This window comes from Lysobacter enzymogenes (genome assembly GCF_900106525.1).
GTDB lineage: Bacteria > Pseudomonadota > Gammaproteobacteria > Xanthomonadales > Xanthomonadaceae > Lysobacter > Lysobacter enzymogenes.
In genome coordinates, this window is sequence record NZ_FNOG01000001.1 from 515,580 (window position 1) to 529,399 (window position 13,820).

General features: G+C 68.9%; 12 protein-coding genes, 1 tRNA gene and 3 pseudogenes. 12 read left to right on the forward strand and 4 right to left on the reverse strand.

Annotated elements, in window-relative coordinates; all coding sequences use genetic code 11:
* Positions 1-311: 311 nt before the first annotated feature.
* Positions 312-1,538, reverse strand: a complete 1,227-nt coding sequence (locus tag BLU84_RS02245; RefSeq protein ID WP_170849071.1) for a (Fe-S)-binding protein — start codon at positions 1,536-1,538, stop codon at positions 312-314.
* Between the two features lie 184 nt (positions 1,539-1,722).
* On the opposite strand from BLU84_RS02245, the gene rplM reads away from it, so the two are divergent.
* From rplM to BLU84_RS02260, 3 genes are all read left to right on the forward strand, one after another.
* A complete protein-coding gene (gene rplM / locus BLU84_RS02250) occupies positions 1,723-2,151 on the forward strand; it encodes a 50S ribosomal protein L13 (RefSeq protein ID WP_074862335.1) in 429 nt (142 codons plus the stop codon).
* 15 nt (positions 2,152-2,166) lie between these two features.
* The gene (gene rpsI / locus BLU84_RS02255; protein WP_074862338.1) at positions 2,167-2,559 is read left to right on the forward strand and encodes a 30S ribosomal protein S9; all 393 of its coding nucleotides are present in this window, start codon (positions 2,167-2,169) and stop codon (positions 2,557-2,559) included.
* Positions 2,560-2,634: 75 nt separating this feature from the next.
* A tRNA-Gln gene (locus BLU84_RS02260) sits at positions 2,635-2,709 on the forward strand.
* 260 nt (positions 2,710-2,969) lie between these two features.
* On the opposite strand, the gene BLU84_RS02265 is transcribed toward BLU84_RS02260, so the two are convergent.
* Entirely contained in the window at positions 2,970-3,473 is a 504-nt protein-coding gene (locus tag BLU84_RS02265; RefSeq protein ID WP_074862341.1) for a GNAT family N-acetyltransferase, read from the reverse strand.
* 242 nt (positions 3,474-3,715) lie between these two features.
* Between BLU84_RS02265 and BLU84_RS02270 the strand changes: the two genes are divergently transcribed.
* The gene (locus BLU84_RS02270) at positions 3,716-4,696 is read left to right on the forward strand and encodes a fumarylacetoacetate hydrolase family protein (RefSeq protein WP_074862344.1); all 981 of its coding nucleotides are present in this window, start codon (positions 3,716-3,718) and stop codon (positions 4,694-4,696) included.
* A 239-nt stretch (positions 4,697-4,935) separates the two neighbouring features.
* The gene (maiA, locus tag BLU84_RS02275; protein WP_074862347.1) at positions 4,936-5,598 is read left to right on the forward strand and encodes a maleylacetoacetate isomerase; all 663 of its coding nucleotides are present in this window, start codon (positions 4,936-4,938) and stop codon (positions 5,596-5,598) included.
* 186 nt (positions 5,599-5,784) lie between these two features.
* On the opposite strand, the gene BLU84_RS02280 is transcribed toward maiA, so the two are convergent.
* Entirely contained in the window at positions 5,785-6,900 is a 1,116-nt protein-coding gene (locus BLU84_RS02280; protein WP_074862350.1) for a PilT/PilU family type 4a pilus ATPase, read from the reverse strand.
* A 103-nt stretch (positions 6,901-7,003) separates the two neighbouring features.
* Between BLU84_RS02280 and BLU84_RS02285 the strand changes: the two genes are divergently transcribed.
* From BLU84_RS02285 to BLU84_RS28150, 3 genes and pseudogenes are all read left to right on the forward strand, one after another.
* Positions 7,004-7,381 carry a DUF4398 domain-containing protein gene (locus BLU84_RS02285; protein WP_074862354.1) on the forward strand — a complete coding sequence of 126 codons (378 nt, stop codon included), beginning with the start codon at positions 7,004-7,006 and terminating at the stop codon, positions 7,379-7,381.
* Positions 7,378-8,007, forward strand: a complete 630-nt coding sequence (locus BLU84_RS02290; RefSeq protein ID WP_139174563.1) for a hypothetical protein — start codon at positions 7,378-7,380, stop codon at positions 8,005-8,007. The genes BLU84_RS02285 and BLU84_RS02290 overlap by 4 nt, the downstream gene beginning before the upstream one ends.
* 684 nt (positions 8,008-8,691) lie before the next feature.
* Positions 8,692-8,829: pseudogene (locus BLU84_RS28150) on the forward strand (HP1242/YdcH family protein); the annotation flags it as partial.
* Here the strand turns inward: BLU84_RS28150 and BLU84_RS28155 are convergent.
* Positions 8,792-9,271: pseudogene (locus BLU84_RS28155) on the reverse strand (DUF6053 domain-containing protein); the annotation flags it as partial. The pseudogenes BLU84_RS28150 and BLU84_RS28155 sit on opposite strands and share 38 nt — an antisense overlap.
* On the opposite strand from BLU84_RS28155, the pseudogene BLU84_RS28160 reads away from it, so the two are divergent.
* The 4 genes and pseudogenes from BLU84_RS28160 to BLU84_RS02310 form a co-directional block, all read left to right on the forward strand.
* A pseudogene (locus tag BLU84_RS28160) lies at positions 9,213-9,344 on the forward strand (DUF6053 domain-containing protein); the annotation flags it as partial. The pseudogenes BLU84_RS28155 and BLU84_RS28160 sit on opposite strands and share 59 nt — an antisense overlap.
* Positions 9,345-9,423: 79 nt before the next feature.
* On the forward strand, positions 9,424-10,794 hold the full coding sequence (locus tag BLU84_RS02300) for a pyridoxal-phosphate dependent enzyme (protein ID WP_074862361.1): 1,371 nt from the start codon (positions 9,424-9,426) through the stop codon (positions 10,792-10,794).
* A 374-nt stretch (positions 10,795-11,168) separates the two neighbouring features.
* A complete protein-coding gene (locus tag BLU84_RS02305; protein WP_074862364.1) occupies positions 11,169-12,350 on the forward strand; it encodes a cystathionine gamma-synthase in 1,182 nt (393 codons plus the stop codon).
* A 36-nt stretch (positions 12,351-12,386) separates the two neighbouring features.
* Positions 12,387-13,814 (forward strand): glycosyltransferase family 4 protein, encoded by a 1,428-nt coding sequence (locus tag BLU84_RS02310; protein WP_074862368.1) that lies wholly within the window; start codon positions 12,387-12,389, stop codon positions 13,812-13,814.
* The last annotated feature ends 6 nt before the right edge of the window (positions 13,815-13,820 follow it).

Consider the following 13,820-nt stretch of genomic DNA (forward strand, 5'->3'; position numbering starts at 1 on the left):
GGGGCGCTTCGCTGGGGCGTCGCCACTGCGAAGGCGGGTGGAGACTTCGGCGCTATGTCGCAATGGAGCCCTGGATCCCCGCCTTCGCGGGGATGACGGGGTGTGGTGGCGCGGCGAAGGCTGCCTGCTGCGAAGGTTGTCGACTGCCGAATCCATCGACCGCGAAACCATCGACCACGCAACCCATCTGTCGTGAGTCTCGCCTGCCACGAAACCCACCTACCGTCATTCCCGCGAACGCGGGAATCCAGGGCTTCATCCAGGTAAAAACCGCCAAGCGTCCGACAGCCTCACAGTACAGTCGGGCCGCCTCAACCCGCCGCTTCGTCCAAACACTCCGCCAGAAATTCCAGCGGATGCTGCACCACCGCCCCAGTCCCGTTGCCCAGATGCAACCGGCAACCGACATTCGCGCTCAACACGCGCTGCGCCCCGCTGCGCTCGAACTGCTCCAGCAGCGGCGCCCGGTACTGCGCCGCGCGCGCCGGCTCGGTCAGCATCTGCGTGCCCGATGCGCCGCAGCAGCCCAGACCGGCGTCGAGCTCGACCACCTCCAGCCCCGGCACCGCGGCCAACAATCGGCGCAGCGCCGGCACCGAACGGACCACATTGCGCTGGGTGCACGGCAGATGCAGCGCGACCCGCTGTGGCGTACGCCGCCAGCGCAGCGCGCCGGCGCGGTCGGCCAGGAAGGCCAGCGCATCGATCGCGTCGACGCCCGCAGGCAAGCTGCGGCGCAGGCTGTCGTGGCAGCCGCTGGCCAGGGTCAGCACCTGGCCGCGACCGGCGAAGGCGGCGCGGTTGCGCGCGGCCAGCGCGGCTGCGGTCGCGGTGTCGCCGGCGTGTTCGTGCAGGGCGCCGCAGCAACCCTGGCCGGCGACGATCTCCAGCTCGATCCCGAGCGCGGCGCATAGCCGGGCCACCGCTGCGCGCAGCGGCGCCTCGTAGGCATCGGCGACGCAGCCGACGAACAGCGCGACCCGCTGCGGTGCCGGCGCGACGGCGCGGCGGGTCGCCGCGCGCACTCGCCCGGGCGGCCGCGGTAGCGGGCGCCAGGCGGCCGGCAGCAGCGGGTAGGCGGTGCGGTACACGGCCAGCCCGGCGGCGAGGGCGCGCGGCCGCGCCGCCAGCCCTTCGGCCAGGCGCTGGCGCCAGCCGGCCGGCCGGCGCTCGCGCTGGCGGCTGCGCGCGGCGACCAGCAGGCGACCGTACTCGACCCCGGCCGGGCACACCGCCTCGCAGCTGCGGCAACCCAGGCAATGGTCGAGGTGGGCGTCGGAAGCGGCGGTGGCCGGGATCGTGTCCAGCGCCCAGGCCCGGGCCAGGGCGATGCGGCCGCGCGGGGATTCGGCTTCGACCTGCTCGCGGCCGTAGGTGGGGCAGGCCGGCAGGCACAGGCCGCATTGCACGCAGCGGTCGGCCAGCGCCGCCAGCGGGTCGGCCGGGCGCGCCGCCGGGACGGCCTGCGCCGCTGCCGGCGGGCCGGACAGCGGCAGGCTGGCGCCGGTCGGGGCGGGCGGCGACGGAGCGGCGGGCATGCGCCGGATGCTAGCATGGGCGGTCCGGCCGTCTGAGCCGGCGACTTGCACGACGCGCGGGCGGCCGCTATCATTCCGCCTCTTGCGTTTCGTAATCCACAACGCGAGGCGAAGTTCCACCGCAGGTGCCCGCCTGGGCCGCGGACCGGAACCAGCCCGACCAGGCATCCATAGCAGACTCTCAATGAAGACCTTTACCGCTAAGAACGAGACCGTCCAGCGCGACTGGTACATCGTCGACGCGACCGGCAAGACGCTCGGCCGTCTCAGCTCGGAGCTCGCCCGCCGCCTGCGCGGCAAGCACAAGCCCGTCTACACCCCGCATGTCGATACCGGCGATTACCTGGTGGTGATCAACGCCGAGAAGATCGCGGTGACCGGCAACAAGCTGCAGGACAAGATGTACCACCGGTTCACCGGCTACATCGGCAACCTCAAGAGCGAAACCCTCGGCCAGGCGCTCGAGCGCCACCCGGAACGCGTGATCGAGATCGCCGTGAAGGGCATGCTGCCGAAGAACCCGCTGGGTCGCGCCATGTACCGCAAGCTCAAGGTGTACAAGGGCTCCGAGCATCCGCACGCCGCCCAGCAGCCGCAGCCGCTGGACATCTAAGGTAAAGGCACGAATATGGCTATCCAGCAGAATTACGGCACCGGCCGCCGCAAGTCCTCCACCGCTCGCGTGTTCCTGCGCAAGGGCGACGGCAAGATCACCATCAACCAGCGTTCGATCGAAGACTTCTTCGGCCGCGAGACCGCGCGCATGATCGTGCGCCAGCCGCTCGAGCTGACCCAGTCGACCGACAAGTTCGACCTGACCATCACCGTCGCCGGCGGCGGCATCACCGGCCAGGCCGGTGCGATCCGCCTGGGCATCGCCCGCGCGCTGGTCGAGTACGACGAATCGCTCAAGGGCGAGCTGCGCAAGGCGGGCTTCATGACCCGCGACGCGCGCGAAGTCGAGCGTAAGAAGGTCGGTCTGCACAAGGCGCGTCGCGCCACCCAGTTCTCGAAGCGCTAATCTTCGCAGGCTGGTCGTTCCGCGGCTTCAAATTGTTTTTGCAGTCGCGGAATTTTGCGCTAGAATCCGTTTTATAGCCCCGTCGCCAAGCGGTAAGGCATCTGACTCTGACTCAGACATGCGGTGGTTCGAATCCATCCGGGGCTGCCAAACAAGATCGCTAAGAGCCGCAAGGTTCCAGGCGCACGAAAAACCCGCCGAAAGGCGGGTTTTTTGTTTTCAGCGACAGCGAATGCCGCCCGAAGCTCCCTGTAGGAGCGACGCAAGTCGCGACCGCGACACCGCATCCACTGCGCAACCGCGTCGAACCCGGAAAGTACAACGGGCGGCATCGCGCGCGTCCGTTTTCCTCGGCGACCGTTGCGGCCGCGTCGCGGCTTGCGCCGCTCCTACAGGGGCTTCGGGCGAGGTCAGGCGAGTTCGCGGATCAGGCTGATTTCGTCGCGCAGCGGGATGCCGTGGCGGCCGAGCAGCGGGATCGCCGGGTCGGCTTCGCGCTCCAGGTCGATCGCGCCCGGCACCAGCCGATGCAGGCGAAAACCACGGCGCTGGTAGAAGCGCAAAGCATCGAGGTTGTCGTTGGTCGTGCGCGTCAGCAGCCGCGCCAGGCCCATCGCGCGGGCGCGCTGCGCGGCGCGTTCGACCAGCGCGGTGCCGAGGCCGGCCTGGGCGCGGACCGCGTCGAGGGTGACGATCTCGCAGTGCTCGCTTTCGTCGAGCAAGGTGATCAGCGCGGCGATGGCCTCGCTGTCGCGGGCGATGAAGCCGGGCAGGGCGGCGGCGTCGATGGCGCGGCCGTCGAGCTGGATCGTCGTGCTGCCCCAGCGTTGCTGCAGGAAGGCGCGGATCCGCTCGCGGTCGTGCGGTTCGATCGCGCGCAGTGCGGCGTCGGCGGAAGAGGCGGTGGCGTTCATCCGCGAACTCTAACCAGCGCCGCGGGCGCGAGGTGAGGCCCGACTCTGGCGGATGCACCCCATCGCTCAGTCGCCCCTCGGCAAGCGGCCGCGGCTGGCCCACAATCGCGTCGATGGCCGGCCGCCCGGTTGTCGTGGAGCGCCGTCCGGCCCCCTCCGACGCGCCCGGCAAATCCGTTACAATTGAAACCATTGGCGCCTCCTGGCGCCCTGAACCGACTGCACCGAACCTCGAGGCCTGGATGAAACTCGGATCCCTGAAGGAAGGCGGCCGCGACGGCACGCTGATCGTCGTCTCGCGCGACCTGACCCGCGCCGTGCGCGCCACCGGCATCGCCGACACCTTGCAGCGCGCGCTGGAAGATTGGTCGAACGCGGCGCCGCGCCTGAACGCGTTGTCCGACGCGCTCAACGAAGGCCGCGCCGACGGCGCTTTCGATCTCGACTTCGCCGCATTGGCCGCGCCGATGCCGCGCGCTTACGAATTCGTCGACGGCAGCGCCTACCTGCCGCACGTCGAGCGCGTGCGCCGCGCGCGCGGCGCCGAAGTGCCGGAGAGCTTCTACGTCGATCCGCTGATGTACCAGGCGGTCAGCGCCGGCTTCTACGGCCCGCGCGACCCGGTGCGAGTGCCGGACGAGGCCTACGGCATCGACCTGGAAGCCGAAGTGGTGGTGATCACCGACGACGTGCCGATGGCGGTCACGCCCGAGCAGGCCGCCGGCCATATCCAGTTGGTCGGCCTGGTCAACGACGTTTCGCTGCGCAACCTGATCCCGAACGAACTGGCCAAGGGCTTCGGCTTCCTCCAGTCCAAGCCGCGTTCGGCGCTGAGCCCGGTGTTCGCGACGCCGGACGAACTCGGCCCGGCCTGGACCGACAGCAAGGTGCACCGCCCGCTGACCACGCACATCAACGGCGAGTGGTTCGGCGCGCCCGAAGCCGGCATCGATATGCAGTTCAGCTTCGCCCAGTTGGTGGCGCACGCGGCCAAGACCCGGCCGCTGTCGGCCGGCACCATCGTCGGCTCGGGCACCGTCGCCAACGAGGACACCTCGCTGGGCGCGTCGTGCTTCGCCGAGAAGCGCACGGTGGAAACGCTGGAGCACGGCAAGCCGCTGACCCCGTTCATGAACTACGGCGACGTCGTGCGCATCGAGATGTTCGATGCCGCCGGCGCCAGCTTGTTCGGCGCGATCGAGCAGCGCATCGAGAAGCCGTAAACGCTCGCGCACCGCGTGTTCATCGAAGGAACGGGCGCGTGCGCGTCCGTTCCTTTTTCGTTGCGCGTCCGCTTGGCGGCGCTGCGCGCGTGACGAACGGCGGCCCGCGCTGCGCCGGCGCCGGCTAAGGTGCGCCACGCGTCGCGCAAACGTGGCGCGCGTCGCAAGCGCGCGCGGCGCCGACCCCGCCGCCGCCGCTTCCCCGTTAACCTGATTCGGTTTCCCAGCAAGGCCTTCCGGTGAGCGATCAACTGCGTCTCTATTCGTACTGGCGTTCCAGCGCGTCCTACCGCGTGCGCATCGGCCTGAACCTCAAGGGCCTGGATTACGAGATCGTTCCGGTGCATCTGGTCCGCAACGGCGGCGAGCAGCACGATCCCGCCTATCGCCAGCTCAATCCGCAAGGGCTGGTGCCGGTGTTGCAGCACGGCTCGCGCACGCTGACCCAGTCGATCGCGATCTTGGAATATCTCGACGAAGTCTGGCCGCGCCCGAACCTGCTGCCGGCGACCGCGCGCGACCGCCACCGCGTGCGCGCGATCGCCCAGACCATCGCCTGCGAGATCCACCCGCTCAACAACCTGCGCGTGCTGCAATACCTCGACGGCACCTGGAACGTGCCGCAGCCCGAGCGCGACGGCTGGGTCAAGCACTGGATCAGCGAGGGTTTCGCCGCGGTCGAGGCGATGTTGTACGACCATCCGGCCACCGGCACCTACTGCGAAGGCGATGCGCCAGGGCTGGCCGATTGCTGCCTGATTCCGCAGCTCTACAACGCGCGCCGCTTCGGCGTGCCGCTGGAGGCGTTTCCGACTCTGTTGCGGATCGAGGCGGCGTGCCTGGAGCTGCCGGAGTTCGATCGCGCGCGGCCGGAGAATCAGCCGGACCGGCCGCCGGCTTGAGCGGGGCTCGCGATCTGGCACAAGAGCGTCGGGGCTGAAGCCCCTCCCACAACAGCTCCGGTGCCGCCCCGAAGGCTTCTGCTCTTGTGGGAGGGGCTTCAGCCCCGACGCTTTCCGCTCAGACAGCCGCGCCGCCCAAACGAAAACGGCCGCCCGAAGGCGGCCGTTTTGCGTCGTGCGATGCGCTCAGTGCGTAGCCGAGGCGTCGTACATGTCGGCGTAAGGATCGTGCTCGCCGGTGCCGCCTTCGGACAGGCGGAACTTCAGCGCCAGGCCGTCGCGCGAGTCGGCCGCCTTGAGCGCCTCCTCCATCTCGATCTTGCCTTCCTTGTACAGCCGGAACAGGCACTGGTCGAACGACTCCATGCCGTCTTCCAGCGACTCTTCCATCGCCTGCTTGATCTCGTGCACCTGGCCGCGGCGCATCAGGTCGCGGATGTGCGGGGTGTTGATCAGCACTTCCGCGGCCGGGATGCGGCGGCCGTCGGTGCCGACCACCAGACGCTGCGAAATCACCGCCTTGAGGTTCAGCGCCAGGTTCATCAGCACGTTCTTGTGCGCGGCCTCGGGGAAGAAGTTGAGGATGCGCTCGAGGGTCTGGTCGGCGTTGTTGGAGTGCAGCGTCGCCAGGCACAGGTGGCCGGTTTCGGCGAAGGCGATGGCCGCCTCCATCGTGGTGGCGTCGAGGATTTCGCCGATCAGGATCACGTCCGGCGCTTCGCGCATCGCGTTCTTCAGCGCGTTGTGGAAGGCGTGGGTGTCCAGGCCGACCTCGCGCTGGTTGACGATCGACTTCTTGTGCTTGTGCAGGTACTCGATCGGATCCTCGATGGTGAGGATGTGGCCGGCGGTGTTGCTGTTGCGGTGGTCGATCATCGAGGCCAGCGTGGTCGACTTGCCCGAGCCGGTCGAGCCGACGATCAGCACCAGCCCGCGCGGCGCCATGATGATGCTCTTGAGCACCTGCGGCAGCTGCAATTCCTCGATGCTGGGAATCACGCTGCGGATCGCGCGGATCACCATGCCGACTTCGCCGCGCTGCTTGAACACGTTGATGCGGAAGCGCCCCGCGTCGGGCAGGGCCAGGGCCATGTTGAGTTCGAGGTCGCGCTCGAACTGCGGCACCTGGCCTTCGTCCATCAACGAGTAGGCGATCTTCTTGACCATGCCCGGCGGCAAGCCGGTGTTGCCGAGCGGGTACAGGCGCCCCTCGACCTTGATGTAGACCGGCGCGCCAGTGGTCAGAAACATGTCCGACGCGTTCTTTTCCGTCATCAGCTTCAAGAAATAGCCGATGTCCATGCGTTCTCACCCCGTTGTTGACGCGGCCGGCCGTTGCAAGCAGGCTGGCGGCTTGACGACAATGTTCACCGCGCGTCTTCCCTTCCGCACGGCACTCCCCAGAATGTCCGCAAGCTTCGCACAAATTCGTTTGCCGCTGCTGGCCGCAGTTCTCGCTTCGGTCCTGGCCGGCTGCGCCTCCACGCCTCCGCCGACCGGCGAGCTGTCCGCTGCCCAGCAGGCGGTCATGCGCGCCGACGACGCCGACGCCGACCAGTATGCGCCGCAGGACCTCAACGCCGCCCGCAGCGCGCTCAGCGCGGCCCAGGGCGCGCTGTCGCAGCGCAAGGACGAGGACGCCCGGCGCCTGGCGTTGCGCGCCACGGCCGAGGCCGACCTGGCCTTCGCCCGCAGCAAGGAGGCGATCACCAGTGCCGAGCTCAACCAGCGTCGGGCCGAAGTGGCCGAGCTGCGCCGCCGTCTGCAGGGAGGTGGCCAGTGAGCCAGCGTGAGTTCGCCTTGCGCGCCGGCCTCGCCGCCGCGCTGTCGCTGGCCGCGTTCGGCGCGGTCGCCGCGCCGCCGGACGATCCGGAGATCGGCCGTTTGTCGCAGCGTCTGACCGTGCTCGAGGCCAGCCCCGACACCGCCCAGGTCGGCACGTTCGAGCGCTACCGCGCGCGCCAGGCGATCGAGGACGCGCGCCAGGCGCGCAGCCGCGACCGCATCGAGGCGGTGCGGTTGGCCGACCGCCGGGTCGAAACCGCCGAGATCGTGGTGCGCACGCAGTTGGCGCAGCGCGAGCTCGACCGCCTGGATCGCGAACGCAGCGAGCTGCTGGTCGAAGCCAGCCGCCGCGACGCCGACCGCGCCCGCGCCGAAGCCGAGCGTCTGCGCGTGCAGGCGCAGATCCAGGCCGAGGAGGCCGAGCGTCTGCGCCAGGCCGCCGACCAGGAAGCCGCCGCGCGCCAGCAGGCCGAGGGGCTGCTCGACGACGTCGCCGGCAAGCAGGCGGCCAAGCTGCGCGCCGCGCGCGAGCGCGACGCCGAACTGGCGCGCAAGGAAGCCGAGCTGCTCGGTACCGACGCGCCGCCGGCGACGCCGCCCAAGCCCAAGCCGAAGAAGAAGTGAGCGCGGGCGGGGCTTGGCCCCGCGCGTTCGCAGGATCGCCGACGAGCCGGGCCAGCGCCCGGCTCGTTGCGTTTCAGGGGCGGACGGCAAAGGTGCGCGGGCCGTAGCGCCGCCGTCCGTTCCGGCTCATCTGGCGACTTTCCAGGCCAGTGCGGCAGCGGTTGTGGGAGGGGCTTCAGCCCCGACGCTTTTGTGCCCGACGCGGTGATCCGACTGGAAAGTCGTCGGGGCTGAAGCTCCTCCCACAACCGAGCCGGGCGACCCGGCGGAGGGCTTCGCCCGACGGGCGGCCAAAGCCAGGCGGGGCATGGCTTTGCGCTTCATGGCGCGCGGATCCAGGTTTTGTGTGCCTTAATAAAAAATCAACAAAATCATTGCCTTGCAAGCATCCCAAGCCACTCGTCGGAGACATGGCCGGAACCTGAAACCGCTTGCAGCGCGCCCTTGCCGGAACCGGGGCACAGGAGTAGGGTCGGTTATCCGAGCGGTGCGAATAACGCTCGGCGAAGAGCCAGGCCGATGACTGAAACGCCCTTTCCGCAAGACTCCGGTGCCGCCCACGAGGGCGCGGCCGGACTTCGTGAAGCCGGCGCCGCGCCTCGCCTGACCCACCATCTCACGCTCCCCCGCAACGCCCTGGTCGAAAGGCCGGGGCGTTCGCATTCGCGCTGAAGGAGGCTTTTCATGTTCGAAGAACGACCGCAGCCTGAAATCGACGCGCTCATCAAGAGCAACCCCGAGTTCAAGCAGCTGTACCAGCGGCACAAGGATCTCGACAAGAAGGTCATGGACGCCGAGCTCGGCGTGTTGCCGATCGACGACACCACGCTCGGACAGATGAAGCGCGAAAAGCTGGCGGCGAAAGATCGCCTGATCCAGTTGTACGACCAGCACCACTGAGGCATCGGCATCGCCCGCGTCGCCCGCGAGGGCGCAGCGCGGGTGCGGGCCCCCGGCGCGCTGCCGGAGGCCCGCCGGCCGGCGCGGAGCCGGCCTGATTTAGCAACATCGACACCCGGGTGCGGCCGACGGCCCCGCCCACGGAGCCGGCGCCCGCCCGCGGCGCGGCCTCCAGACTCAGCGCGGGCGGCGGCGGCCATCCTCGTCGGCCGCCGCCGTCCGCGGCTGATACTTCGATCCATTCGCCGTTCGCCGCCGCCTGTCTGGGCGGGGGCTTGCGCCTCGGCGTTCTTGTGGGAGGGGCTTCAGCCCCGATGCTTTCGTGTCGGCTCGCCGCGATCGGAGCGGAAGGCATCGGGGCTGAAGCTCCTCCCACAAGGAAGCCCTCCCGCAAGCGGCGGGGCATCAGGCCGAAGCCGCTGCCACAAGCGCGGTGAGGCGCCCTGCGCGAACCGCCGCCGGCCGCCCGGCTAGAATGTCGCGATTCGCCGCACGGTAGCGGCTCGCAGGAATCGCATGGCCATCCATAACTCCGTACTCGAACTCATCGGCAACACCCCGATCGTCAAGGCGCAGCGCCTGGATACCGGCGTGTGCGAGCTCTACCTCAAGCTCGAATCGCAGAACCCGGGCGGCTCGATCAAGGACCGCATCGGCCTGTCGATGATCGAAGCGGCCGAAAAGGCCGGCAAGATCAAGCCCGGCGACACCCTGGTGGAAGGCACCGCCGGCAACACCGGCATCGGCCTGGCCCTGGTCGCCCAGCAGAAGGGCTACAAGCTGTTGCTGGTGGTCCCGGACAAGATGAGCCGGGAGAAGATCTTCAACCTCAAGGCGATGGGCGCGCAGGTGGTGCTGACCCGTTCGGACGTGGCCAAGGGCCACCCGGACTACTACCAGGACCTGGCCGAGCGCATCGCCCGCGAAACCCCGGGCGCCTACTTCATCAACCAGTTCGGCAATCCCGACAACCCGGCCGCGCACGAGCTCGGCACCGGCCCGGAGATCCTGGCGCAGATGGGCGGCCAGCTCGACGCGATCGTGTTCGGCTGCGGCAGCTCCGGCACCATGACCGGCCTGTCGCGCGCCTTCGCCAAGCTCTCGCCGTCCACCGAGCTGGTGCTGGCCGATCCGGTCGGTTCGATCCTGGAGGAATACATCAATCGCGGCACGCTGTCGGACAAGTCGGCCAGCTGGATGGTCGAAGGCATCGGCGAGGACTTCCTGCCGCCGATCTCCGACTTCACCCGGGTCAAGAAGGCCTACGCGATCAGCGACAAGGAAAGCTTCCTGACCGCGCGCGAGCTGCTGGAGAAGGAAGGCATCCTCGGCGGCTCCTCGACCGGCACCCTGCTGGCCGCGGCGCTGAAGTACTGCCGCGAGCAGACCGAGCCCAAGAAGGTGCTGGTGTTCGTCTGCGACACCGGCAACAAGTACCTGTCGAAGATGTACAACGACTACTGGATGCTCGACAACGGCTTCATCCAGCGCGAGCAGCACGGCGACCTGCGCGACCTGATCCTGCGCCCGTATTCGCAGCGCGACACCGTGGTGGTGGGGCCCAACGACCTGTTGGTGACCGCCTACCAGCGCATGAAGCTGTACGACGTGTCGCAGCTGCCGGTGATGGACGGCGAGAACCTCGTCGGCATCGTCGACGAAAGCGACGTGCTGCTGCACGTGTACGGCGACGAGTCGCGCTTCCGCGATCCGGTGTCGACCGCGATGGTCAGCAAGCTCGACAAGATCCAGGTCGGCGAATCGATCGAATCGCTGCTGCCGCTGTTCGAGCGCGGCCACGTCGCCATCGTCGCCGACGGCGATCGCTTCCTCGGCCTGATCACCCGGATCGACCTGCTCAACTACCTGCGTCGCCGGGTGCAGTGAGCCGGGCGGGGGCGGGTGCGGCGAGTCCGGGCCCGCTGAATCCGGCCCCGCGCTGAGCCCTGGTGTGGCCGCCCGTGTGCGCGGGCGGCTGGAGTGGGCGCCGCCGTCATGCCTTGGCGGTGCCGGCGCTATGCCGGCAGACGCGCATTCAGTCAGTTGTTTATGAATCCGCGTTCAGCTTGGGCGGCACGCAATTCGTGCGCTGCGTCGCAGCGCCGTCCCGACGAATGATGGCGCCCTGCCTGCATCCCGCCTGAAGTGCCGTTGGCGTGGCTCCCGCGCGGGTCAGGGGGCTCGCAGCGGCGATGTTAGAATTCGCGGTTACGTCCATCGGCCGACTACACAGCCGGCCATACAGCGCACGGAACGAACCGATGAGCCAACAGCAGCCGCAAGACGGAGCGCGCAAGCCCGGCCTGGGCACCCTCGCGATCCACGCCGGCCAGTCGCCGGACCCCAGCACCGGCGCAGTCATGCCGCCGATCTACGCGACCTCGACCTACGCCCAGAGCAGCCCCGGCCAGCACCAGGGCTTCGAGTACTCGCGCAGCCACAACCCGACCCGCTTCGCCTACGAGCGCTGCGTCGCCGGCCTGGAAGGCGGCGCCCGCGGCTACGCCTTCGCCTCCGGCCTGGCGGCGACCTCGACCATCCTGGAACTGCTCGACGCCGGCAGCCACGTCATCGCCATGGACGACGTCTACGGCGGCACCTACCGCCTGTTCGAGCGCGTGCGCCGGCGCAGCGCCGGCCTGGACTTCAGCTGGGTCGACCTGAGCGATGTGGCCGCGTTCGAAGCGGCGATCCGCCCGGAAACCAAGCTGGTGTGGATCGAGACCCCGACCAACCCGCTGCTGAAGCTGGTCGACATCGCCCAGATCGCCGAAATCGCGCGCAAGCGCGGGCTGATCGTGGTGGTCGACAACACCTTCTCCTCGCCGATCCTGCAGCGCCCGCTGGAACTGGGCGCGCACATCGTCATGCACTCGGCGACCAAATACCTCAACGGCCACTCCGACATCGTCGGCGGCATCGCCGTGGTCGGCGACGCGCCGGAGCTGGAAGAGCAGCTGACCTTCCTGCAGAACGCGGTCGGCGGCATCCAGGGCCCGTTCGACAGCTTCCTCGCCCTGCGCGGGCTGAAGACCCTGCACCTGCGCATGAAGGCGCACTGCGAAAACGCGCAGGCGCTGGCCGAATGGCTGGAAACCCATCCGTCCGTCGAGAAGGTGCTGTACCCGGGCCTGAAGTCGCACCCGCAGCACGAACTGGCCAAGCGCCAGATGCACGGCTTCGGCGGCATGGTCAGCATCTACGTCAAGGGCGGCATGGACGGCGCGCGCCGGATGATGGAGCGCTGCCACCTGTTCACCATCGCCGAATCGCTCGGCGGCGTGGAAAGCCTGGTCAACCACCCCGCGGTGATGACCCACGCCTCGATCCCGCCCGACCGCCGCGCCGCGCTGGGCATCACCGACAACCTCGTGCGCCTGAGCGTGGGCGTGGAGGACGTGGCGGACCTGCGCGACGAGCTCGAGCGGGCGCTGGGTGCCTGAAGCCATGAACGCGCGCGTGCGCTGGAACCGGCGGCCATGACGTCGATCAATTCCTTCGACAACGGCATCGCCCATCGCCTGCTGGGCCTGTCGGCGTGGATCCGCGGCCAGTCGTGGCTGCAGCCGATCTATCGCCGGTTTCCTCAGTCCTTGCGCAATTGGGTGTCGTTCCGGTTGGCGTCGCGGGCGAGCAAGCGCTCGCGTTTCCAGCGCACCGAAAACTGGGCGCGCACGCCGCCCGCCGCCGCGTCGGTCGCGCCGCCGCCGCCGCCGATGCGCGGCGCCGGGGTCAATCTGTTCGGCTACCTGCGCGGCCAGTTCGGCCTGGCCGAGAGCGCGCGCATGTACGCGCGCGCGCTGATCGGCGTCGGCTATCCGACCGCGCTGTTCGACGTCTCCATCGATCTGCCGCACGGCATGGAGGATCGCAGCGTCGATGCTCATCTGGGCCAGGACACGCCTTATCCGGTGAGCGTGATCTTCGTCAATCCCGATTATCTGCAATCGGCCTTGCGGCACATCGGGCCGGCGCGCCTGCGCGGCCATCGCCTGGTCGCGTGCTGGTTCTGGGAACTGCAAGAGATTCCGCACGACTGGTTGCCGGCGATCGACCTGGTCGACGGAATCATGGTCGCTTCGAGCTTCGTCCAGGAGGCCTTCGAACGGGTCACCGACAAGCCAGTGTTCTGCGTGCCGCAACCGCTGACGCCAGCGCCGGACAGCGGCCTGCAGCGCGAAGACTTCGGCTTGGACCCGAACGCTTTCATTTATCTGTGCACCTTCGATTTCAACTCCTGGGTGCACCGCAAGAACCCGTTCGCGGTGATCGAGGCGTTTCGCCGTGCGTTCCCGCCAGAACGCAGCGATGTGCAGCTGCTGGTCAAGTCGAGCAACGGCCACCGCCATCCCGACAAGTTGCTGCGCCTGCTCAAAGCCAGCGCCCAGGATCCGCGCATCGTGGTGCGCGACGAAGTCATCGACCGCGCCCACGTCCACGCTCTGCAGCGCTGCTGCGACGTCTACGTCTCGCTGCACCGCGCCGAAGGCTTCGGCCTGGGCTTGGCCGAATGCATGGCGATGGGCAAGCCGGTGATCGCCACGCGCTGGTCGGGCAACGTGGATTTCATGGACGACTCCAACAGCGCCCTGGTGCAGTACCGGCTGGTGCCGGTCGGCGAGGGCGAATATCCGCACCCGGACGGTGCGATGTGGGCCGACGCCGACGTCGACGACGCCGCGCGGCAGATGCGGCGACTGGCCGACGACCGCGATTTCGCACGCCGGCTCGGCGCCAAGGCGGCGGCCGACGTGGCCGCCCAGCTGAGCCCGCAGGCCGCGGCGCAGCGGTTGATCCAGCGGATCGATGCGATCGCGCGCGGCGACGCCGCAGCGGCCGGCGATTCTGGCGTTTTCATTCGCGAAGCCCAGGGCCAAGGTCCGGCGCCGCGACGCGATACAAGGTAGGCATCC